The 21,298-nt window shown below is 68.1% G+C and carries 19 protein-coding genes and 1 tRNA gene; 8 read left to right on the top strand and 12 right to left on the bottom strand.

The features are described from left to right. Window positions 1-19: 19 nt before the first annotated feature. Window positions 20-1,309, bottom strand: a complete 1,290-nt coding sequence (gene mshC / locus ACFVTM_RS05905; RefSeq protein ID WP_390202452.1) for a cysteine--1-D-myo-inosityl 2-amino-2-deoxy-alpha-D-glucopyranoside ligase — start codon at window positions 1,307-1,309, stop codon at window positions 20-22. Between the two features lie 15 nt (window positions 1,310-1,324). After that, the gene (locus ACFVTM_RS05900) at window positions 1,325-2,158 is read right to left on the bottom strand and encodes an undecaprenyl-diphosphate phosphatase (protein ID WP_390202451.1); all 834 of its coding nucleotides are present in this window, start codon (window positions 2,156-2,158) and stop codon (window positions 1,325-1,327) included. Window positions 2,159-2,210: 52 nt separating this feature from the next. Between ACFVTM_RS05900 and ACFVTM_RS05895 the strand changes: the two genes are divergently transcribed. After that, window positions 2,211-3,146, top strand: coding sequence for an aldo/keto reductase (locus ACFVTM_RS05895; protein WP_390202450.1), 936 nt, complete (start codon window positions 2,211-2,213; stop codon window positions 3,144-3,146). Between the two features lie 69 nt (window positions 3,147-3,215). Here ACFVTM_RS05895 and ACFVTM_RS05890 read toward each other — a convergent pair whose 3' ends face one another. Further along, window positions 3,216-3,491 carry a hypothetical protein gene (locus ACFVTM_RS05890; protein ID WP_390202449.1) on the bottom strand — a complete coding sequence of 92 codons (276 nt, stop codon included), beginning with the start codon at window positions 3,489-3,491 and terminating at the stop codon, window positions 3,216-3,218. 39 nt (window positions 3,492-3,530) lie between these two features. On the opposite strand from ACFVTM_RS05890, the gene ACFVTM_RS05885 reads away from it, so the two are divergent. Beyond that, entirely contained in the window at window positions 3,531-3,764 is a 234-nt protein-coding gene (locus ACFVTM_RS05885) for a DUF5703 family protein (protein WP_018772920.1), read from the top strand. Here ACFVTM_RS05885 and ACFVTM_RS05880 read toward each other — a convergent pair. Together ACFVTM_RS05880 and ACFVTM_RS05875 are read right to left on the bottom strand one after the other, a co-directional pair. Continuing rightward, entirely contained in the window at window positions 3,761-4,921 is a 1,161-nt protein-coding gene (locus tag ACFVTM_RS05880; protein WP_390202448.1) for an acyl-CoA dehydrogenase family protein, read from the bottom strand. The two genes, ACFVTM_RS05885 and ACFVTM_RS05880, sit on opposite strands and share 4 nt — an antisense overlap. 15 nt (window positions 4,922-4,936) lie before the next feature. Beyond that, window positions 4,937-6,253: a M20/M25/M40 family metallo-hydrolase gene (locus ACFVTM_RS05875; RefSeq protein WP_390202447.1), complete on the bottom strand. Its 1,317-nt coding sequence runs from the start codon at window positions 6,251-6,253 to the stop codon at window positions 4,937-4,939. A 164-nt stretch (window positions 6,254-6,417) separates the two neighbouring features. Here ACFVTM_RS05875 and ACFVTM_RS05870 point away from each other — a divergent pair. After that, a tRNA-Leu gene (locus tag ACFVTM_RS05870) sits at window positions 6,418-6,500 on the top strand. A gap of 276 nt (window positions 6,501-6,776) precedes the next feature. On the opposite strand, the gene ACFVTM_RS05865 is transcribed toward ACFVTM_RS05870, so the two are convergent. From ACFVTM_RS05865 to malQ, 4 genes are all read right to left on the bottom strand, one after another. Further along, on the bottom strand, window positions 6,777-7,919 hold the full coding sequence (locus ACFVTM_RS05865) for an AI-2E family transporter (RefSeq protein WP_390202446.1): 1,143 nt from the start codon (window positions 7,917-7,919) through the stop codon (window positions 6,777-6,779). A 30-nt stretch (window positions 7,920-7,949) separates the two neighbouring features. After that, entirely contained in the window at window positions 7,950-9,470 is a 1,521-nt protein-coding gene (locus ACFVTM_RS05860) for a CHAD domain-containing protein (protein WP_390202445.1), read from the bottom strand. Between the two features lie 254 nt (window positions 9,471-9,724). After that, the gene (locus ACFVTM_RS05855; protein WP_390202443.1) at window positions 9,725-10,492 is read right to left on the bottom strand and encodes an alkaline phosphatase family protein; all 768 of its coding nucleotides are present in this window, start codon (window positions 10,490-10,492) and stop codon (window positions 9,725-9,727) included. A 409-nt stretch (window positions 10,493-10,901) separates the two neighbouring features. Further along, window positions 10,902-13,163 (bottom strand): 4-alpha-glucanotransferase, encoded by a 2,262-nt coding sequence (gene malQ / locus ACFVTM_RS05850; RefSeq protein WP_390202442.1) that lies wholly within the window; start codon window positions 13,161-13,163, stop codon window positions 10,902-10,904. Between the two features lie 166 nt (window positions 13,164-13,329). On the opposite strand from malQ, the gene ACFVTM_RS05845 reads away from it, so the two are divergent. From ACFVTM_RS05845 to ACFVTM_RS05830, 4 genes are all read left to right on the top strand, one after another. Next, window positions 13,330-13,683 (top strand): TraR/DksA family transcriptional regulator, encoded by a 354-nt coding sequence (locus tag ACFVTM_RS05845; protein ID WP_390202441.1) that lies wholly within the window; start codon window positions 13,330-13,332, stop codon window positions 13,681-13,683. Next, window positions 13,680-14,444, top strand: coding sequence for a M50 family metallopeptidase (locus ACFVTM_RS05840; RefSeq protein WP_390202440.1), 765 nt, complete (start codon window positions 13,680-13,682; stop codon window positions 14,442-14,444). Before ACFVTM_RS05845 ends, ACFVTM_RS05840 begins: the two co-directional genes overlap by 4 nt. A 64-nt stretch (window positions 14,445-14,508) precedes the next feature. Then, entirely contained in the window at window positions 14,509-15,576 is a 1,068-nt protein-coding gene (locus ACFVTM_RS05835) for a glutathione S-transferase family protein (RefSeq protein ID WP_390202439.1), read from the top strand. Window positions 15,577-15,655: 79 nt separating this feature from the next. Beyond that, a complete protein-coding gene (locus tag ACFVTM_RS05830) occupies window positions 15,656-16,795 on the top strand; it encodes an aromatic acid exporter family protein (RefSeq protein ID WP_390202438.1) in 1,140 nt (379 codons plus the stop codon). Here the strand turns inward: ACFVTM_RS05830 and ACFVTM_RS05825 are convergent. Genes ACFVTM_RS05825 through ACFVTM_RS05815 form a run of 3 tightly spaced genes read right to left on the bottom strand, consistent with a single transcriptional unit; the run spans window position 16,779 to window position 20,441 of the window. Beyond that, window positions 16,779-17,693, bottom strand: a complete 915-nt coding sequence (locus ACFVTM_RS05825) for a MaoC family dehydratase (protein WP_390202437.1) — start codon at window positions 17,691-17,693, stop codon at window positions 16,779-16,781. The two genes, ACFVTM_RS05830 and ACFVTM_RS05825, sit on opposite strands and share 17 nt — an antisense overlap. Then, entirely contained in the window at window positions 17,690-19,030 is a 1,341-nt protein-coding gene (locus ACFVTM_RS05820; RefSeq protein ID WP_390202436.1) for a 3-oxoacyl-ACP reductase, read from the bottom strand. The genes ACFVTM_RS05825 and ACFVTM_RS05820 overlap by 4 nt, the downstream gene beginning before the upstream one ends. A gap of 10 nt (window positions 19,031-19,040) precedes the next feature. Continuing rightward, window positions 19,041-20,441, bottom strand: a complete 1,401-nt coding sequence (locus ACFVTM_RS05815) for an acetyl-CoA C-acetyltransferase (RefSeq protein ID WP_390202435.1) — start codon at window positions 20,439-20,441, stop codon at window positions 19,041-19,043. A 61-nt stretch (window positions 20,442-20,502) separates the two neighbouring features. Between ACFVTM_RS05815 and ACFVTM_RS05810 the strand changes: the two genes are divergently transcribed. After that, window positions 20,503-21,279, top strand: coding sequence for a TetR family transcriptional regulator (locus tag ACFVTM_RS05810; RefSeq protein ID WP_390202434.1), 777 nt, complete (start codon window positions 20,503-20,505; stop codon window positions 21,277-21,279). The last annotated feature ends 19 nt before the right edge of the window (window positions 21,280-21,298 follow it).

Genomic DNA, 21,298 nt, shown 5'->3' with positions numbered 1-21,298 from the left:
TTTTGCTGCGGGCGGACGGTTAGAGTTCGACGCCGAGCAGCGCGTTGACGGCGTCGCTCACCAGTGCGGCGTCCGTGGCGGCGGCGGTCCCCGGCGTTTCCAGGGCCGCCTTGGCCCAGGCGTCGACGGCGGCGAGGGCGCCGGGCGCGTTCAGGTCATTGGCGAGCTCGGCCCGCATCCGGCCGATGAGGTCTGCAGCGGAACCCTGAGGTGCCACGGCGAGGGCCTCGCGCCAGGTGCGGAGCCGGTCCTTGGCCTCGGCGAACCCCTCGGCGGTCCAGGACCAGTCCGTGCGGTAGTGGTGGGCCAGGATGGCCAGACGGATCGCGGCGGGCTCTTCCCCGTCGGCACGCAGCCGGGACACCAGAACAAGGTTGCCCTTGGACTTGCTCATCTTTTCCCCGTCGAGGCCCACCATGCCGGCGTGCGCGAAATGGCGGGCCAGCGGCACACCGGCCAGCGAGTACGCGTGGCCGGCGCCCATTTCGTGGTGCGGGAAGATGAGGTCCGAGCCGCCGCCCTGGACGGTAAATGGCTTGGGCAGGTACTCCTGGGCGATCACGGTGCACTCGACGTGCCAGCCGGGCCGGCCCTCCCCCAGTTCGCCGCCGGGCCAGCTGGGCTCGCCGTCGCGGGCAACCCGCCAGAGCAGCGGGTCCAGCGCCTGGCGCTTCCCGGCCCGGCCGGGGTCGCCGCCGCGCTCGGCGAAGAGTTCAAGCATTTCAGCGTCGGAGAGTCCTGAAATGGATCCCAGAGTCCAGGCGTCGACGTCGTCCACAGCGTTGGTCGAGTGTTTGCCGGCGGCCTCGACGTCGTAGTAGACGTCGCCGTCGGGCTCGCCGCCGCTGCCGGGCACGCGGTACGCGAGTCCGCTATGCAGGAGGCGCTCAATGGCGGGAACGATCAGGGGAACGGCCTCGACGGCACCGATGTAGTGGTCCGGGGCGAGGACGTTCAAGGCCTCCATGTCGGTCTGGAACAGCTCGATCTGGCTCGCGGCGAGGTCCCGCCAGTCAACGCCGGTGGCCGTCGCGCGCTCCAGGAGGGGATCGTCGACGTCGGTGACGTTCTGGACGTAGGCGACGCGCTGGCGGCCGTCCCGCCACGCACGGTTCAGGAGGTCGAAGGCGACATAGCTGGCCGCGTGGCCCATGTGCGTGGCGTCATACGGGGTGATGCCGCAGACATACATGGACTGCTCACCCGTGGCCTCCAGGGTGACGATTCCGCCCTTGGCGGTGTCGAAGAGGCGGAGTGCGGGCATGCTGCCCGGGAGCTGGGCAACAGGGCGGGAGATCCAGGATTTCACAGCCCAAGCCTAGTGCTAGGCACTGATGACATTGAAACCGAGAAGCAGGAACAGGGACATTCCCAGGATGATCCGGTACCAGACGAAGAGCCGGTAGCCGCGGGTGGAGACGTACTTCAGGAACCAGCCGATGATGACGTAGCCCACGACGAAGGCGATCGCGGTGGCCAGGGCCGTTTCCGGGAGGCCGTACGGGCCGGTGATGCCTTCCTTGGAGACCACTTTGTACAGCTGGTACAGGCCGCTGCCGAACACGGCGGGGATGGCCAGCAGGAACGAGTAGCGGGCTGCCGCCTCCCGGGTGTAGCCCATGAATAGGCCGGCGCTGATGGTGCCGCCGGAGCGGGACACGCCGGGGAACAAGGCCAGGGCCTGGGCGAGTCCGTAGTAAAGGCCGTGCTTGTAGGTCAGTTGCGTGAGCTCACGGTTCTGCCGGCCGAGGGTGTCTGCCACCGCGAGGACCATGCCGAACACGATCAGCATGGTCGCGACGCCCCAGAGGCTGCGGAGCACGGATTCGATCTGGTCCTGGAACAGCAGGCCGAGGACGATGATCGGGATGCTGCCCAGGATCACCAGCCAGCCCATCCGCGCATCCGGGTCCTGCCGGGACGTTTTGCCGGTCAGTGAGCCGGACCAGGCGCGGATGATCCGCAGGATGTCGCGCCAGAAATAGACGATCACGGCCGTCTCCGTGCCCAGCTGGGTGATGGCGGTAAAGGCCGCGCCGGGGTCGGAGGCTTCCGGCAGGAAGGCGCCGACGATCCGTAAATGGGCGCTTGAGGAAATCGGGAGGAACTCGGTCAGGCCCTGTACGAGGCCCAGAAAAGCCGCTTGTATCCAGTTCACGTTTATAGACCCTACGTTATGAAGCCGGGCGAATCCCCGTAAGCTTGCTGGCATGCAGCAGCGTTATGTCGGCAACAGTGGGTTGCGTGTGTCCGCCCTTTCCCTTGGCACCATGTCCTGGGCCCGGGAAACCGAGGAACAGGATGCCGCCGCCTTGATGCGGTCCTTCGTCGATGCCGGCGGAACCCTGATTGACACCGCGGCGTCCTACGCCGACGGTCAGGCCGAGGCGATGCTCGGCGGAATGCTCGGCGACGTCGTCGCCCGTTCCGAAGTGGTGATCTCCACGAAGGCCGGGCTGACGACGGCGGACGGCCGCCGCAGCGTCGACACGTCCCGCAACGGCATGCTCTCCGGCCTTGACGCGAGCCTGGCCCGGCTGGGAACCGACTACGTGGATCTCTGGTTCGCGCACGCCTGGGACGCAAACGTGCCGCTGGAGGAAACCCTGTCCGCGCTGGACTTCGCCGTGCGGTCCGGCCGGGCGCGTTACGCCGGCGTCTCCAATTTCAACGGCTGGCAGACGGCCAAGGCCGCCGCCATCGCGGGTTTTCCCCTCGTGGCCAACCAGTCCGAATACTCGCTCCTGCAGCGCAACGCGGAGATTGAGCTGATTCCGGCAATCGAGGACGCCGGGCTCGGCCTGATCGCCTGGGGTCCGATCGGACGCGGCGTCCTGAGCGGAAAGTACCGCGGGCACATCCCGGCGGATTCCCGTGCCGCCAACCAGCGCCTCGCCACGTACGTGGAGCCATATCTGGAGGCACCGGCGTCGAGCGTGGTGGAGGCGGTCGCCATGGCGGCGAAGGGTCTCGGACGGACGCCCCTGGATGTGGCGCTGAGCTGGCTGCTGTCCCAGCAGGGCGTGGCAACTGCGGTAGTCGGGGCGCGGACGCCGGTCCAGCTCAAGGAGATCCTGGATTCGGCCCTGGCGCCGCTGCCGCCGGAAATCGCGCAGGCACTCGAAGACGTCTCCGACCCCGCGTAAGCCCGTCCGGAGGATTCGCCGGCTGCTCAGGTTTTTGGCTGCAGGTTTTTTTGGCTGCTCAGTGTCAGCTCAGTTCTCTGAGTTCTGCAGGATCTCAAGGTCCTCTTCGTCGTCGACATCGTCCACGTCATCGTCATCGTCGTCGCCGTCGATCACTTCGAGGGGCGTCACTTCCCCATACGCCTCGTAGAGGGCGTCGTCATAAACTTCAAAGGCATCGGCGACGGCGAAGAACGCCGCTTCGACCGCGGGATCCCCGTCGCTTCTGCGGGCGGAGGCCGCCGCCAGGTGTTCTTCGAGTGCAGAGGTCAGTGACTGAAGCGCGACACGCGGATCGATGCTCATGACTTCACGTTAGTCGGAAAAAGACGAAAATGGAGAGCAATGAAAGAACATTTTCTGAGCAGCTCGGTCCGGCGGGAACGGGACTATGTGAAGCAGTACGAGTACCTCGTCCTGACGGTCGGCCCTGAGGATTCCCTGCCCGAGGCCCGCCGCCGGCTGGTGGAGCACTCCGAGTACGGCAAATGGGAACTGGAACGCAGCCGCCTCTATGTGGGCGGCGGGCGGCGGTTCTGGTTGCGCCGGAAAGTCATCCAGGTCCAGAGGACCGTCTAGGACTCCAGCGGGCCCAGCCAGGCGTTCGCCACGGTGTTGTGCGCCGATTCGTCGTCGGACGGGTGGAACATGCCGGCCAGCACGTCCCGGTACAGCCGCTCCAGCTCGGAGCCGCGGAAGTAGCTTGCTCCCCCCGATACCCGGATCGCGAGATCCACCACAGTGCGCGCCGTTTCCGTGGCCCGGACCTTGAGGCCCACGAGCCGGGGAAACCACTGGCTGCCGTGCTCGGCCAGTTCGTCGACGTCGGCGGCTACGCGGGACAGCTGCGGGTAGAGCGCATCCATGGCCATCGCCGCTTCGGCCACCTTCCAGCGGATGTCCGGGTCCTGGGCGTAGCTGCGGCCGCCGTTCTTGAACGATGTGCGGCGCTGTACGGCTTCCACGCCGAGCGTCAGGGCCCGTTCGCCGATTCCCGTGTAGACCGCGGCGAGCAGGGTCTCGAAGCAGGCAAAGATCGCAAAAATCAGGGGGTCGGCGTTCGGGCCCACCGGCAGTTTCCGGAAGATCCGTTCAGCCGGCACGACGGCGCCGTCCAGGACAGTCGTGTTGGACTGGCTGGCCCGCATGCCCAGGGTGTCCCAGTCCGGCAGAATCTGGTACCCGGGCGTTTCCCGGGTGATGAAGCCGTGGACCAGCTCCCCGTCGCCGTCCGCTGCCGCGGAGTCCTTCCCGAAGATCCCCAGCCGGGTCCACGCCGGTGAGAGGCTCGTGAAGATCTTCCGGCCGGTGAAGCTGTAGCCGCCGCCGGGCACCGGGACGGCCTCGGTGCGGGAATCGAACAGCACGGAGTCGTTGCCGGCCTCCGAATTGCCGAAGGCAAAGATCTCCCCCTGCGCGGCTTCCCGGAGGACGAAGTCCAGGGAGGAGTCGCCCCGTGCCGCCAGCACGTGGGCGACGCCGGTCCACACCAAGTGCATGTTGACGGCCAGGGCCGTGGCCGGCGCGGCCGTCGCCAGCCGGCGCTGCAGCTGCGCCGCGTCCGCCAGCCCGAGTCCGAGGCCGCCGTCGACCACGGGGACAAAGATCTTCAGGTAGCCGGCCGCCGCCAGATCCGCCAGGTCCTCATGGAAGAAGGCGTTGTCGCGGTCGTAGCCGGCGGCGCGGCCCCGGATCCGTTCCAGCAGCGGCCCGGTGAGGATGTCCTCGGGCGTCATGGCCGGGGTGCCCGATCAGTAGTTGGTGAGCAGGGTGTCCAGCACCCGCGCACCGAACTTCAGGGAATCCGCCGGGACACGCTCGTCGACGCCATGGAACATGCCGGTGAAGTCGAGCTCGTCCGGAAGCATCAGGGGGGCGAAGCCGTAGCCGGTGATGCCCAGCCGGCTCAGGGACTTGTTGTCGGTTCCGCCGGAGAGCGTATACGGCAGCACCTTGGCGCCCGGATCCTCAGAATGCAGGGCGTCGATCATCGAGTCGACGAGGTTGCCGGCGAAGGGCACCTCCAGCGAGACATCGTTGTGCACGTAGCTGATGTCCACACCGGTCCCCGCAAGTTCACGGACGATCTCCAGCACGTGCTCTTCCTGCCCGGGCAGGGTGCGGCAGTCGATGAGGGCCTCGGCGGATTCCGGGATGACGTTGTGCTTGTAGCCGCCCTTGAGCAGGGTGGGGTTGGTGGTGTTCTGCAGCGTGGCGCCGACAAAACGTGCCACGGTGCCGAGCTCCTTGAGGATCTTGTCCGGGTCGTCGGGATCGAATTCGACGCCGGTGAGTTCGGTGACGCCGTCGAGGAACTGCCGGGTGGTCGGTGTGAGCTCGATGGGCCAGTTGTAGGCGCCGATCCGGGAGACCGCGCCGGCGAGCCGTGTCACGGCGTTGTCGGTGTTGATCTGGGAACCGTGGCCTGCGCGGCCGTGGGCGACAAGGCGGAGCCACGAGAGGCCCTTTTCCGCCGTCTGGAGCAGATAGGTGCGCTGGCCGCCGATCGTGGCGGAAAAGCCGCCTACCTCGGAGATCGCCTCCGTGGCGCCCTCAAAGAGTTCCGGCCGCTTGTCGACGGCGTAGCGGGCGCCATAGGTGCCGCCGGCTTCCTCGTCGGCGAAGAACGCGAAGATGAGGTCCCGCTTTGGTTTGCGGCCGGTGCGGGCGAAGTTGCGTAGCACGGACAGGATCATGGCGTCCATGTCCTTCATGTCCACGGCGCCGCGACCCCAAATCAGGCCGTCCTTCAGTTCGGCGCCGAAGGGGTCCACCGACCACTGCTCGCGGAGGGCCGGGACGACGTCCAGGTGGCCGTGGACCACGAGGGCGCTGGCCGAGGGGTCCTCCCCTGCCAGCCGGGTTACCACGCTGGCGCGGCCGGGGGCGGCCTCGAAGATTTCGGCGTCCAGCCCGACTTCCGCCATGAGCCCGGCGGTATATTCGGCGGCCGCGCGTTCACCGGGGCCGGAGCCGTCTCCGTAGTTGGATGTGTCGATCCGGATCAGCTCTTGGCAGATCCTGACGACCTCGTCCTCGGGCCTGGGTTCGGTCCGGTTGTCAGTCATTGCGGCTCCTCGTGGCGGGTGGCTCAATTGCTTGCTTCAGCCTACCCACACCACCCCCGCAGACCCCGATTATTTGTTTCCGGAAAAGTCGTGCTAGAGTCTTTCTCGCTGCTTCCGAGAAAAGCAAAACGCTGAGAGGCGAAACGAACTCGGAATTACCACCTGCGCGGGTGGCGGAATGGCAGACGCGCTAGCTTGAGGTGCTAGTCCTCGAAAGGGGGTGGGGGTTCAAGTCCCCCTCCGCGCACAAGGGAAAACCCCTGGAATCCACGGATTCCAGGGGTTTTTTTGTGTCTTCACCCATGCGGGGGCCGCGCCGCCGTCGGGCACTCCACCGGCGTCGGCATCACCACCCGTCAAATACAACTGTCTACTGGCCACGGGCTTACCCGCGTTCGGCGCCCTGCGCTGCATCGATTCCGGCACCTCCCCTCGCGCCGCTGCCCGGAATGCGCTGAATCACGGACATCCGGAGTGTGACTTCGCACACAATTCCGCGATGACCAAAAAATGCGTAGCGCCGTCAGTCGACAGGGTCGCCAGCCGGCAGCTCAGGCTCAGGCAGGTCAGGTTCGGGCAGCTCAGGTTCCGTCAGTTCAGTATCGGCCAGAGGATCGCGGGCTGTCCACGTCTTGAGGACAGTCCAGGCCCCGGCCGTGATCGGCACGGCCAGCAATGCTCCGACGATGCCTGCGAGCAGAGTGCCGGCCGCCAGGACCAGCAGGATGGCGAGTCCGTGGATGCTGAGCACTTTGCCCATCAGGACCGGTTGCAGGAAGTGGTGTTCGAGCTGATTGACGCCGATGACGACGGCAAGGACGATGAGCGCCTGGATGAGGCCGTTGGAGATCAGGGCGACTGCGACGGCGAGCGTGCCCGCAACGGTGGCCCCGACGATCGGGATGAAGCCGCCCATGAAGACAAACACACCCAGCGGGAGGGCCAGGGGTACTCCCATGATGGCGAGGGTGATCCCGACGACGAGACCGTCGATGGCAGCGACAATGGCGGTGCCGCGGACGTAGCCGCCCAGGACCACAGTGCTGCGGTCAGCTGCCAGGCGTGCCCTGGCGCGGTGGTCGGCGGGAAGGAAGCCGATGAGAAACGTCCGGATCTCGGGCCCGTCCTTGAGGAAGAAGAACAGCGTCACGACCATCAGCACCGAGCCGGCGAAAATTTCCCCCACGGTGCGGGCGCCTGTGAGGGCCTCTGCACCGAAGGAGCTGGTGGTGAAGAACGCCCGCACCGAGTCGATCGCGGCCGTGATCTGTTGGTCGCTGACGGGGACTGGTCCGGTGTTGAGGAATGAGTGCAGCTGGTCAACCCCTGCCGCGGCGCGGGCTGAGAGCTCCGCCCACTGGCGGGAGACCAGGATCACGATACCGGCGATGACGCCGCCGACAACAGCCAGGATGGCCACGAACGAGGCGACGACGGCGAGGGCACGCGGCCACGAGCGCCCTGTGAGCCAGCGGACCAGCGGGGAAATTGCGGCGGCCAGGATGACGGCGATCAGGACCGGGATGACGACGAGGGACACGCGGGTCGCGGCCCAGATGATCACCCACGCGAGGGCGGCCACCGTGAGGGCCTGGACGGAACGGATGCTGGCGCGGCCCAGTCCGTCCGACCAGATGGCCGCAAAACCGGTGCGCAGTTCGGTCATAGGTGTCCCTCTTTCGCGCCGCCGTAGCGGCTAGTCCCAGTGCAGGGGCTTCGGCCTGGACTTGTGCCACGCGTCCAGGAAGTGCACCCGGGCCTCGTCGCCGCGCTGCTGCTCCATGGCGTGGAGCCTCCCGTAGGTGAATCCGCTGCCCGGGCCGGCCTCTGCGTGCGCGGCCAGCACCAGCAGGGTTTCCCGGGTGACCACGCTGTCCTGGAAGTCTCCCAGTACCTCCTGGATGTCCTCCGCGGCGCGGGCGAGGGCAGTTGCTTGTTTGCCGAAAATGGGAGAAGCCGCTTCGGCTGCGTAGCGCAGCCGCTTGGCGCTCTTCCGAACGTTGTGCAGCGCGGCATCCTGCGGCGTCCCATCCGCTCCATCGTGCAGGGAACGGACCGCTGCCTTCAGGCGTTTGCGGTCCGCCGAGACCAGACGGCCAATCGTCTCCAGCGCTTCGTTCCGGGAACGGCCGGAGAGCGGAGGTGCGGCGAGGAAGGCATCGAGCGAATCGAGGAGACGGAAGTAGCGGTCACTGTCCAGCGCCTCTAGACCTGCGGCGCGGCCCTGAAGCTGGGTGGTGCCGAGCTGCTCCTCGATTTGCTGAACCACCGGACCGATCAACAGCTCCGGCGGCTCGGCGTCGATCATTTCCTTCAGCCTCGCGCGGATTACCTCTGCGTCCCGCGCCTGGCCGACGGTGCCGGCGAGCCACTGCAGTTCGGTACGCAGGAGCTTGGACGACGACGTATCCGTGAGCTTCCGGAAGGTCGCCAGTGCCGAGCGGAGCCGGCGCGCGGCCACTCGAAGCTGGTGCACGGCATCGGGCGCGTCGCCGCGGACTCCGGGGTCATGGACCTTCAAAGCCCGAACCTGTTGGAAAATGTAGGCCAGCATGACATCCGACGCCGGGCCGCGCCGTTTCGGCTGGGGCGCCGGAGCCGGTTCCCCCGGGCAGCTGGAAGCGAGCGCCCTGGCGAGCTTGGAGGGCAGTGCGGAGACGGGGACGCCCCCTGCGGCCAGCACTTCGTCGGCGTCCTGGAGCAGCGCCCTGGGACCGTCGGCGAGTTCAATTTCCCATTCCCGCCACCGCGACGGTTCAACCGGCTGCAACAGGAATTGCGCCTCGACGCGGTCGTCGCTGAACCGGGCCAGGACTGCGCCGTCGGCGGCGTACAACAGAGTCGAGCTCCGGCTGGTCTTGATCCGTGCCACAGGCACGAGCACGTGGCTGCGTGTGTGAACCAGCACTAACTGGCGCAGACGCTCCGGCACGGCCTCCTGATCGGCTCCCAGCGGCTCCGTGATCGCCCGCCGCTCCCCCGCGGCGACGGGGAGCTTGAGGTGCCAGCCGGCATCCGGGCCTCCGGACCGGCGGCGCAGGGTGATCCGCTGGGCGGACAGCGCCAGCCCTTTGGTGTCAAAGTAGACCGCGTCCAGCTGTTCGCTGACGGGCTGCCCTACGCGATCTACGCCCTGGATTGATGCCAGTCTCGGAAGGGCGTCGGATTCGGACGGGCTGTATTTGTGTTCCACCTCAATGACTTCGGAACCAGCCATGTTCCATTCTAGGAACCGTCCAACACGGACGGCCCGTGTCCAAAGCCCCTTTATCGCAATACCCGGGCGCTCCGGTTCCGCCGGCCACGGTGCACGTGGCGAAGCTCCGGTCAAATAGCGGCTGACCGGAGCTTCGGGACCATTATGGGCACCGTTTCCTGTGTGCTCGCCGGGAAGGGGCCGGGAAGTGACCGCCGCCGTCAGGCCTCTGTGCACCGCGGTGCACAACCCGGCTGGCCGCGCAGGCAGCAGCGCTATTGGTTGAGCAAGTCGCTCATGAGGGGTGCATTGCGGACGTTCTCGGTCAGGGGCGGCAGCCCCCACGCGTCTTCGATCGTGTGCAGCAGAGAGTAATGCGAGTAGGCGGCATTGGAAGTGAAGCCTCTCCGTGCGGCCGGGCCGGCAAAGACGGTGGCGACCCGGTTGTCGTCTTTGCTTCCCTCATCCCATGTGACCACCAGCAGGGAGTTCTGCGTCATGAAGGCCGGTGACCCAAGGATCCTTGGCACTTCGCGGGAGAGCCAGTCGTCTCCGGTGCCGATGGGACAGTCGTGGGTGTCGTTGCACATGTCAGGGCTGATGAACGAGTAGTCCGGCAGGGTCGACGCCGACTGCAGGTCCTGATCCAGCCGGCCAAACGGCACAACGTGTTCTGAGCAGGAGCCGCTGTCGCCGGTCACGGCGGGGTAGTACATGAATGGATTGTGCTTCACCGCATACCGCCGGGAATCCTGCGCGGCGCAGGGTGCCGGCATGCCCTCGGCATACATTTTCCAGGTCCGGCCGGATTGCTGGATCTCCTCGGCGATGGACCGTACATCGGCGGTGCAGGACTTCGGTTTGCAGTCGCTGGTGATCCCCGCGTTGGTCCCGCTGGTCAGGACAAGGTAATTGGGAAGGCTCGGGTGCATGATCGCCCGGTAGTTGGCGGCCACTGAGAACTCTGCCGCAAGCGTGTTGAAGTAGCCCGCCTCGCTGGCGCCCATGATCTCGGAGGCCGCCTTGTTTTCCTGGACGATCACCACGATGTGCTGGATGCCGCCGCTGCCCTGCGGTCCCGGCGCGGGGTGGGGCGGCGGCTGGGCGAAATACGGGGATGGTGGCGGGGTCGCAGCGGGAGGTGCGGCTGGGCTCGACGGCCCAGGCGGCTCGGCAGGCGGGGATTCAACGGGCGCCGATTGCGTAGCTGTGGCTGCAGGAGGCGGGGCTTCAGAGGGCACAGCCGGGCCCGCCCGGAAGGGCTGCACCGAGGTGCACCCCGCCAGCATCATCGCCAGCGCCCATCCGCCGGCCAAAAAACCTCGGCCGATCCGCGTCATCGGACCATGCTAGCTCCCGGTATCGGCCCAGCCAATGCTGTCCGCAGTTCCGGTCTCAGGCCCCGCTCAGGTCGCTGGGCTTATCGTTCAGGCTTCAACTGAGGTGCCCGCGTCAGACCCCTGGATGCAGCGCCGCCCGTACCGTGCCCAGCAGGGACTGGAACCGCTCGTTCCCGGGCAGGTCATCGATCAGCACCGCGCCCTCCGGAGCGGCGAGCGGGATGCGCCAGTTTGGGTACTCGGTGCTGGTGCCTGGCTGGTTCTGGGTCCGGGTCTCCCCCACGGCGTCCACGAGCGCTACGCCCAGCAGCGAGGACGGCGCGAGCGCTGTGTACGCGTACAGCGCCTCCACTGTGGTCCGGACATCCAGGCCGTGTCTGTCCGAAGGGCAGTGCGTGTCCGTGAGCAGGCCGCGGGCCCGGACCTGGGCCAGCACGGCCTCCTGCTCGGCCGCCGCCTCGGCGCGTTCTTCCTCCACGGGGCGCCGCAACAGCCCGAGCGATTCCCGCAAGGTGACGTGTTCACCAGCGAGGTAACCGGCTGTCGGGGGCAGATCGTGGGTGTTGACGCTGGTCAGGCACTGCTGGCGGTAGTGCTCCGGCGGGATCGGGCCGCCGGCGTCGTGCTCGAACCAGAGGATCGAAGTGCCGAATATCCCCCGCTCGGCCAGGTAGTCGCGGACCCACGGCTCGAACACGCCCAGGTCCTCGCCGATCACGATCGCCCCGGCCCGCTGGGCTTCAAGGGCCAGGATGCCGATGAGGGCTTCATAGTCGTAATGGACGTACGTGCCGCTTTCCGGACCGGCGCCCTCAGGAATCCACCACAGCCGGAACAAGCCAAGGATATGGTCCACCCGGATGCCGCCGGCGTGCCGCAGCACGGTGCGGAGCATGTCCCGGTAGGCGGCGTAGCCGGATTCGGCGAGCCGGCCCGGATGCCATGGCGGCTGGGACCAGTTCTGTCCCAGCTGGTTGAACATGTCCGGCGGTGCGCCCACCGTCACGCCGCGGGCCAGGACGCCGGCCAGGGTCCACGCATCGGCACCCCCCGGTTTCACGCCGACGGCGAGGTCATGCACGACGCCGATCCCCATGCCCGCCTGGTGCGCCGAACGCTGGGCCGCCCCGAGTTGCTGGTCGCAGAGCCACTGGAGCCAGCAGTGGAAGTCGATCCGGCCTGCGAGCCTCGGCCGCTGCTCGAGGCAGTACGGCGATTCCGGGGTTGCCGCCGCCCCGGCCCATTCCGGCGCCGTCGGCGGCAGCTCTTCGGCGAGCGCACACCACAGCGCAAAGTCCTCGAGCCCCTTGCCCTGCTCGGCGCGGAAGTCCTCGAACTCCCGGGTGCGGGCCGGACCGCGGCGGACCGCAAACACGAGTTCCAGGGCAGCGAGCTTGGCCGCGTAACTGGCGTTGCGGTCAAGCAGGTCCCGGGACCGGTTGGCCGCGTGCATACCGTCAGCCAGGCGAGCTGCCTCGGCCCGGCCGGCGGCGTCGAGGTAACCGTATTCGGGGATTTCCTCGACGCGCAGGTAGAGCGGATTGAAAAAGCGCCGTGTGGTCGGCAGGTATGGGGAGTCTTCTACCGGCGGGCCGGGTTCTGCGGCGTGCAACGGGTTGACCAGCACGAAACCGGCCCCCTGCTCACCAGCAATGGTCGCGAGGTCGCTTAGATCTGCAAAGTCACCAATCCCCCAAGACCGGGAGGACCGCACAGAGTACAGCTGGGCCGTCAGCCCCCAGGTGCGGCGTCCCTCGAGCGGGGCAGGAGTCCGGAGCTGGCCGGGCGTGACCACCAGCGGACACTGCGCCGCGGCGCCGTCGGCCTCGGCTTTCAGGGTGTGCCAGCCGAGGCCGAGGTCGCCGGGAATGGCGAACGTGGCACGACCCGTGAGGACGCCGTCGACGTCGACCGGCTGGTCCCAGTTCTCCTGCTGGGTGGCCTCATGCCTGCCCCCGTCCTCGGCGTCGATCCAGACGCGGACCCCACGGCCGTGCGGGACGTGGACATTCACCTGGAACTCCTGCCCCTCCCTCAGCACCAGTACCGGGGGGAGGATGCGCCGCCAGGGTGCCAGCCGGGACTCCGCCAGTGAGCGTTGCTGCTCCTGGAGCCCGTCGGCGGGGACCCCGAGGGCCGCCAGCACGTCCCGGAGCGTGCCAGCGGCCACGGAGCGCTCAACACCGTCCCAGCCCCAGTAGCTCGTGTCGACTCCATGGGCCGCGGCGAGTTCGCGCAGGAGCGCATCGCCGGCATCAGGGTGCCCGGGGCGCCCGGGTACTCCCGCCACCGACCCCCCGATGTTCGCTGAGACGTCAAAGTTGTCGGGGTTCTCGGAGTTCTCGGAGTTCTCGAGGTAGGTGCGGTCCGCCATGCGCCCACTCTAGACGCTGCCTCCACGTCCCGCGCCTCCTCCGTGGAGATGGGATTCATCTACCAGTTCGCGGGATTCCTTCGAGGTGTTCCACTGCCCAGAAGCCCGGACGGGCCGCTCGGCCTGTTTAGGCGCCGCCGCGGCGTCCGCGCTAGCCTTGCAGTCTATGGTTGACGTCGAACGGTTCCGGATCCTCCTGCTGGAGGAACGTGACCGGAAGCTTGCCCTCCTGCCCGCCCTTCGCGGGGACATCGCCTCGGTCAGTGCCGCCCGCCGGGACTCCAACGTCGACGACGAACATGACCCCGAGGGCACAACGATCGCCTTCGAGCTGTCCCAGGCTTCTGCGCTCCTTGAGCAGAGCAAGGCCGGCCTGGCGCAGATCGACGCCGCCCTTGCCCGGATGGACGCGGGCACGTACGGGACCTGCGAGGTGTGCGGTACCCCGATTCCGGAGGGCCGGCTGGAGGCAAGGCCCTGGACCCCGTATTGCATCGAGCACGCCTCGGGCCAGGCATGACCCGGATCGGCCTGCCCGCGGAACCGAACCTTGCCGTGACGTGGTGGGAGCGGATCGTTGCGGGTTTCTCGCACGCTCCCAGCCCGCAGGTGACCAGCACCGAGCTCGTCGTCGTGATCCTGCTGGCCGTCGCCGTGTCCCTGCCCCGCCTGACCTGGCGCTACTTTGGCCTGCTCGCCACCGTGACCCACGAACTCGGCCACGCGTTTGCCGCCCTGACCACCGGCCAGCGGCTCGGCGGCATCCGGCTGGGCCTGGACCACTCCGGCACCACCACCACGTACAGCAGGAGCCGCCTCTCCGCCGCCTGGTCGACTTTCTGGGGGTATCCGGTGCCCGCCGTCGTCGGCGCCCTGATGGTGTGGTGCGGCTTCAACGGCTGGGGTCCGGCCGCGATGTCGGTGGGCACGCTGATCCTGCTGGCCTCATTCCTGTTCCTCCGCAACGGCGCCGGGCTCCTCATCACCGCGGCCGCAGTGCTGGCCGCCGCCCTCCTGGTGTTGTTTGTGCCGCCCGTGTTCAACGGACACGTGATGATCGTGCTCGGCCTGGCGCTCCTGGTCGCTGCCGTCAGAGACCTCGGCAAACTCGCCAACGTCCATCTGCGGCACCGTGAGAGGCTGCCGACATCGGATGCTTTCCTGCTGGCCCGGGCTACGTCCGTCCCGGCCGCGATGTGGATTGTCCTCTTCGCCGCCGTAGTGGCCGGCGCGTGGTGGTTTGCCTGGCAACCGATGGCGCCGCTGTTCACGGCGCTGTAGTTCAGAACAGCGTTCGGTCAGAACAGCGTTCGGACCGTTCATTGCCCGGCCTTAGGCTGGGACCATGAGCCAGAACACCCACACGGACGATCCGGGATTCAGCACCAAGGGCGCCTACGTGACCGGCGGCGCCGAATTCACCCGGGACACCAACTACATTGAGGACCGGATCACCCGGGACGGCGGCCCGGGCAGCAACGGCGAGCCGGGCTGGCCGGTGGAACCTGGCCGCTACCGCCTCATCGCGGCGCGCGCGTGCCCGTGGGCCAACCGCACGGTGATCGTGCGGCGGTTGCTTGGCCTGGAGGAAGTCATCTCGCTCGGCCAGCCCGGCCCCACCCACGACGTCCGGTCCTGGACGTTCGATCTTGACCCGGACGGGAAGGATCCTGTTCTCGGGATCGAGCGCATCCAGGACGCCTACTTCCGCCGCTTCCCCGCCTACCCCCGCGGGATTACCGTTCCGGCGATCGTGGACGTCCCGAGCGGGCAGGTGGTGACCAACGACTTTGCCCAGATCACGCTCGACTTTTCCACGGAGTGGGCACAGTATCACCGTCCCGGCGCGCCGGAGTTGTACCCGGAGCATCTGAGGGAAGAGATCGACGCCGTCAACAAGCGGGTCTTCACGGAAGTGAACAACGGCGTCTACCGGTGCGGTTTTGCCGGTTCGCAGGACGCGTACGACGCCGCCTACGACCGGCTCTGGACGGCTCTGGACTGGCTCGAGGATCGCCTGGCCGGCCAGCGCTACCTGGTGGGCGACACCATCACGGAGGCGGATGTCCGGCTGTTCACCACCCTTGCCCGCTTCGACGCCGTGTACCACGGCCACTTCAAGTGCGGCCGGCAAAAACTCACCGAGATGCCGGCCCTGTGGGCCTACGCCCGCGACCTGTTCCAGACCCCCGGATTCGGTGACACCACCGACTTCGTCCAGATCAAGCAGCACTACTACATCGTTCACGAAGACATCAATCCCACCGGCGTTGTCCCGCGCGGCCCCGAGTTGGGCAACTGGCTCTCCGAACACGGCCGCGAAGCCCTGGGCGGCCGGCCGTTCGGCGACGGCACACCGCCGGGACCGGTCCGCGCCGGCGAAGAGGTCGCCCCCGGACACGGCGCAGCCTGAGCGGTTCCGCCGCGCTCCCCCCGCCGCCGCGGGTTCGTCCACTTGTCGCAGCAACCTCACGGCCCTAGGGTGAGCCGGGATGGTCAATCCAGAAAAGACTGCCGGCAGCCCACCCTCCGCGCCGCGCCGATGGGCCCGCCATGTTTCCCGTGCCGTCTCGGTGGCGATCCTGTGGCCCCGGCTCCAGCTGGCCCTGAAGGCGGGACTGGCCGCGGGCATCGCCTTCGCGATCGCTCCCTTCATGCCCGGCTCCGCTGCCGAGTATCCGTATTACGCACCGCTCGGCGCCCTGGTGGCCATGTACGAAAACGTTGCCGGTTCCATGCGCCAGGGCCTGCAGACGCTCGTCGGCCTGGCGATCGGCGTCGGGCTGGCGTTCATGCTGTTCAGCCTCGGTTCGCCCACTCCGCTGACGGTCGCGCTGGTCATGGCCCTGGGCGTGGTCCTGGCCGGACTGCCGAAGATCGGCTCAGGCCGGGACTGGATCCCGACGGCGGCGCTCCTGGTGCTGCTGGTCGGCGGACATAATCCGGACACGTTCTCTTTCGGGTACCTCTTCCAGATGGGCGTCGGCGTCACGGTGGGCATCGTCGTGAACCTGTTGGTCTTCCCGCCACTGCATTTCCGGGCCGCGGCCCTGAGCATCGCGGAACTGCGGCAGGCCCTCGCCCAGCAGCTCTGGGACATGGGCAAGGCCCTCAGGGAAAGCTGGCCGCCGGAACACCAGGACTGGTCCCGCCGCTCCGAAGCGCTCGCAGCACACGCCCGCTCCGTGCGCCTCGCCGTGGAGAAGGCCGATGCGAGCCGCCAGGCCAATCCCCGCCGCCATCTGCATCCGCGCGACATAGACCTCGACTACCAGAGCCTGAGGGACCTCGAGCGGCTGACGTTCCACATCCAGGACGTGACGCAGGTGCTCTCCGAGGTCATCTGGGCCGACGATACCCCTTTCGTGGTCCCGGACGCTTACGCGGCGCCCCTCGGGGACGCCCTGTCCTCCGTCGGCGACGTGCTGCTTGCCATGGAAGAGGAGAACCCCGAACGCCAGGCCGAGCTGGCCGGCACCGCCGACGCGGCGATCAGCGGCCTCACCGCCCGGCTTGGCTCCGAAGAGCACATCAAGGATGCCCCGAGCGCGGTGGAATCCATCCTCCTGAGCCTGCACCGCATGCTGCGTGTGGCCAAGCCCGGCCCGCCGGCGGCTACGGCAGCGCCGTGACAGAACCGCTGAAGTGCCGGCGTCCGGACAGCGGGTTCCACGCCACGTAGTTGCAGCGCTGCCATGCGCCGCCGTCGGCCTGCACGGTGCTGATGTCCAGCGCCACGCGGGCCGGCAGGAACACCGGTGCCTCGAAGGCCACGTCCCAGCTGAACGAGTCCCCCCTGACGGCGCCGACGTCGGCCAGCGCCCGCGACGCCAAGTACATGCCGTGGGCAAGGGAACGGCGGAGCCCCAAGGCCTTGGCAGTGAGGACGCTGAGGTGAATGGGATTGAAGTCGCCTGACACGGCCGCGTAGGCCCGCCCGGTGTCGACGCCAAGCTGCCACAGGGCCGTGGGATCCGGCACCGAGAACGGCGGCGGCGTCACGGGCACCGAGGGCTTGTCGATCCCCGGCAGGAACACACCCTTGGCCAGGTAGGTCGAGACCCCGCGCCAGCGGAGGGCATCCTGCCCGGCGGCGCGGACCTCCGCCACGACATCAAATTGCGTGCCCGCCCGGTGCCCGCGGAGGTTCTCCACCCGTGCCCGGACATCCAGGGCCTGGCTGAACAGGACCGGCGCGGACTGCACCACCGTGTTGCTCAGGTGGATCATGCCCAGCAGGGGCAGCGGGAAATCGTCCCGGTTCATCACGCTCATGGACAACGGAAACGCCAGGGCATGAATGAACCCGGCGGGGAGGACATCGCTCGCGCTCTCGCCAATCAGGTGCTGGTAGGCGGTCAGATTGGCAACGTCCGCCTTCACGCCACGGACCTCGTGGGTGTAGGCCGGCAGTTCGGTGCCGCCGTGGGTGCCCAGGACCCGGCGACGTGCCGCCGAGGCCGCCGCGTTGACGTAGAGCCTGGACAGGGCAGGCATCTCGCCCAGGATGACGGTCTGGGTACCGCTCATGCGCCGACCAGGTTCTGCCCGCAGACCCGCAACACCTCTCCGGAGATTCCGCCCGCTGCGTCGCTGGCCAGGAAGGCGATGGCCTCGGCGACGTCGCCTGGCTGGCCGCCCTGCTGCAGGGAATTGAGCCGCCGGGCCACTTCGCGGGTGGCGAAGGGCATCCTGGCGGTCATCTCGGTTTCGATGAAGCCCGGGGCCACGGCGTTGATGGACCCGCCGCGCTCGCCGATCAGCGGCGCCGTGGCGCGCACCATGCCGATCACGCCGGCCTTGGACGCGGCATAGTTGGTCTGGCCGCGGTTTCCGGCAATGCCGCTGGTAGAGGCCACGGACACTATCCGGGGCGATTCGTGGAAGTGCGCCCAGGCCAGGAGTGCCTCATTGATCCGCAGCTGGGCAGCGATGTTGACGGCGATCACGGAGTTCCAGCGGCCCGGGTCCATGTTGGCCAGGAGTTTGTCACGGGTGATTCCGGCGTTGTGGACGATGATGTCCAGCCGGCCGTGGCGTGCCGCGGCGTGCTCGATCATCCGCTGGCCGGCGTCGTCACGGCTGATGTCCAGCTGCAGTGCGGTCCCGTGGACCTCGTTGGCCACCGCCGCAAGATGGTCCCCGGCAGCCGGGATGTCGACCAAGATGAGCGTGGCGCCGTCGCGGTACAGGGTGCGGGCGATCGCTGCACCGATTCCCCGGGCGGCGCCGGTCACCACCGCTACCTTGCCGGCCAACGGCTTGTCGACGTCGTCGGGAAGCTGCCCCGCGCCGGAGCTGACGGTCAGGAACTGTCCGTCCACGAACGCCGAGCGGCCCGACAGGAAGAAGCGCACTGCACCGAGTACTGCGGGGCTGGTGGTCCCGGCGCCGTCGGCGAGCAGGATGCCGTTACCGGTGGCGCCGGCACGGAGTTCCTTCGCCACGGACCGCAGGAGACCGTCCACGCCCTGCCGGGCCGCCGCCTCGGCCGGGTCGGCCGCGGAGTGGGCAGTGCGGGACACGGTGATGACGCGGCCATTCCGGGCGAGATCACGCAGTGAGGCGGCGGCGGTGAGCACCGGTATCTCCAGGTCGCCGGGGTGGGTGAGTTCGTCCAGGACCAGGATGATGGCGCCGAGTTTTTCCTTGGGTATCGCGTGGCGGCGGACGTCCAGGTTCCAGGCCAGGAGGGCGGCGGCGAGGTCGTCGGCGCCGCTGGTTGACCCCTGGATCAGGACGGGCCCTTCGATGAGGGGACGGCCGGGCTGGTACCGCCGGAGGGCTACCGGCTGCGGGAGGCCGAGCCGCTTCGCAAGGTCTTTGCCCAGGCCGTGGCTGACGAACTGCGTGTATTTGTCGCTCATCCGATGCTCCTTAGAGTGCTTCGAGGATCGCGACGACGCCCTGGCCGCCGGCGGCGCAGATGGAGACAAGGCCGCGGGCCGGGCGCCCGTTGACCTGGCCCGTGGTGTGTAGGGTCTTGGCCAGCGACGCCACGATCCGGCCGCCGGTGGCAGCGAACGGGTGTCCGGCGGCGAGCGATGAGCCGTTGACGTTCAGTTTGGCCCGGTCGATGCTGCCGAAGGCGCCGTCCAGGCCGAGGCGGGTACGGCCGAAGTCCTCGTCCTCCCATGCGGCCAGGGTGCTCAGCACCGTGCCGGCGAAGGCCTCGTGGATCTCGAAGAAGTCGATGTCCGCTAGCGTGAGGTTGTGGCGTGCGAGCAGCCGGGGCACCGCGAATGCCGGCGCCATGAGCAGCCCGTCCTTGCCGTGGACAAAGTCGACGGCGGCAGCCTCGCCGTCGACGACGGCGGCGAGCTTGGGGAGGTCGTGGGCGTCGGCCCATTCCTCGGAGGCGAGCAGCACGGTGGAGGCGCCATCGGTCAGCGGAGTGGAGTTGCCAGCCGTCATGGTCGCTTCGGCGCCAAGGTTCTTGCCGAAAACGGGCTTGAGCGTGGCCAGCTTCTCCAGGCTCGTATCGGCACGCAGGTTCGAGTCCCGGCTCAGGCCCCGGTAGGGGGTCAGGAGGTCGTCGAAGAAGCCGGCGTCGTACGCCGCGGCCAGGTTCCGGTGGCTGTTGAAGGCGAGCTCATCCTGGGCCTCGCGGGTGATCTTCCACTGCGCGGTAGTCAGCGCCTGGTGTTCGCCCATGGACAGTCCGGTCCGCGGCTCCCCCGTGTTCGGGGCATCGGGGGCCAGGTCCTTGGGGCGGAGCCGGCTGAGCACCTGCAGCTTCCGGGACACCGTCTTGGCGCGGTTAAGGTCCAGGAGCACCTCGCGGAGTCCTTCGCTGACGGCGATGGGGGCGTCGGAGGCTGAGTCGACGCCGCCGGCGATCGCGGATTCGATCTGGCCCAGCTTGATCTTGTTGGCCAGGCCGAGAACCGTTTCCAGGCCGGTGGCGCAGGCCTGCTGGAGGTCGTACGCCGGGGTTTCGGCCGAGAGGGCCGAGCCGAGCACCGCTTCCCGGGTGAGGTTGAAGTCGCGGGAGTGCTTCAGGACGGCTCCGGCAGCGACTTCGCCGATCCGCTCGTCCTGGAGGCCGAAGCGGGCGATCAGTCCGTCCAGGGCGGCGGTGAGCATGTCCTGGTTGGAGGACTTGGTGTACGCGCCCCCGGTCCGGGCGAACGGGATGCGGTTGCCGCCCACCACCACGGCCTTGCGGAGCTGCGCCGAGGCGGTGCCGGCATCGGGCACCTTCGCCGCTGCGGCAGGTGCGGCGGCTGATTCGGCAGCTGGCTGGGGGCGGGGCACTGACTGTCCGTTGACGGACATGGGCTGTCTCCTTCAATCAAAACGGTTACCGATACCCAGCGTACCTGATACGATGGGTATCGTGAACATCTCCGACGCAACCGCGCCCGACGGGAACGCCGCCGTTGACGGCCGTGCCTCCCGCTGGCAGTCCCACCGCGAGGAACGACGGCGGGAGCTCATCAAGTCGGCCCGGCGGGCGGTGCATGCCCTGGGCAGTGATGCGTCGATGGAGGACATTGCCGCTGCCGCGGGAACGTCAAAGTCCGTGTTCTACCGCTATTTCGGCGACAAAGCCGGACTCCAGCAAGCCGTCGGGGAGGTGGTCCTGAGCCAGATGCAGCGGCGCATCCAGGAGGCGGCCCAGAGCGCCCAGACTCCCCGCGAAGGCCTGCTCGCCATGGTGTCCGCGTACCTGCAGATGGCCGAGACCAGCCCGAATGTCTATACCTTCGTCACGCGCCACGCCCCGGGCGAGCCGGATGCCGCCGGCCCGCCGATTTCCACCGCCGGGGCGTTGAGCCACTTCTTCGCCGCCATCAGCGACATGATTGCCCGGCCCATGCGCAGCCACCTGGGCGGCGGTCAGGACAAGGAAGCCGTGATCGGCTACTGGCCGAACGCCGCGATCGGCCTGGTCCGGAATGCCGGAGAGCAGTGGCTGGCCAGTCCGCCCGGACCCACCAGGCCGGACCAGGAAGCCATGGCGCGGCAGATCACCGACTGGCTCTGCTTCGGAATCGCCCCCGAGCTGCAGTCAGCGGCCCCGGCACAGGCCGGTCAAACGAACCAGGCCTTTCAAACGAACCAGGCCTTTCAAACGAACCAGACAGACCCGGCGGGCCAGGGCACGGTTTAGCTCAGGCATACCGGTCCCA

It is taken from the genome of Arthrobacter sp. NPDC058130 (genome assembly GCF_042884475.1).
Taxonomy (GTDB): domain Bacteria; phylum Actinomycetota; class Actinomycetes; order Actinomycetales; family Micrococcaceae; genus Arthrobacter.
Note: the sequence above shows the minus strand (reverse complement) of the source record. Positions and strands in the feature narration are given on the sequence as shown.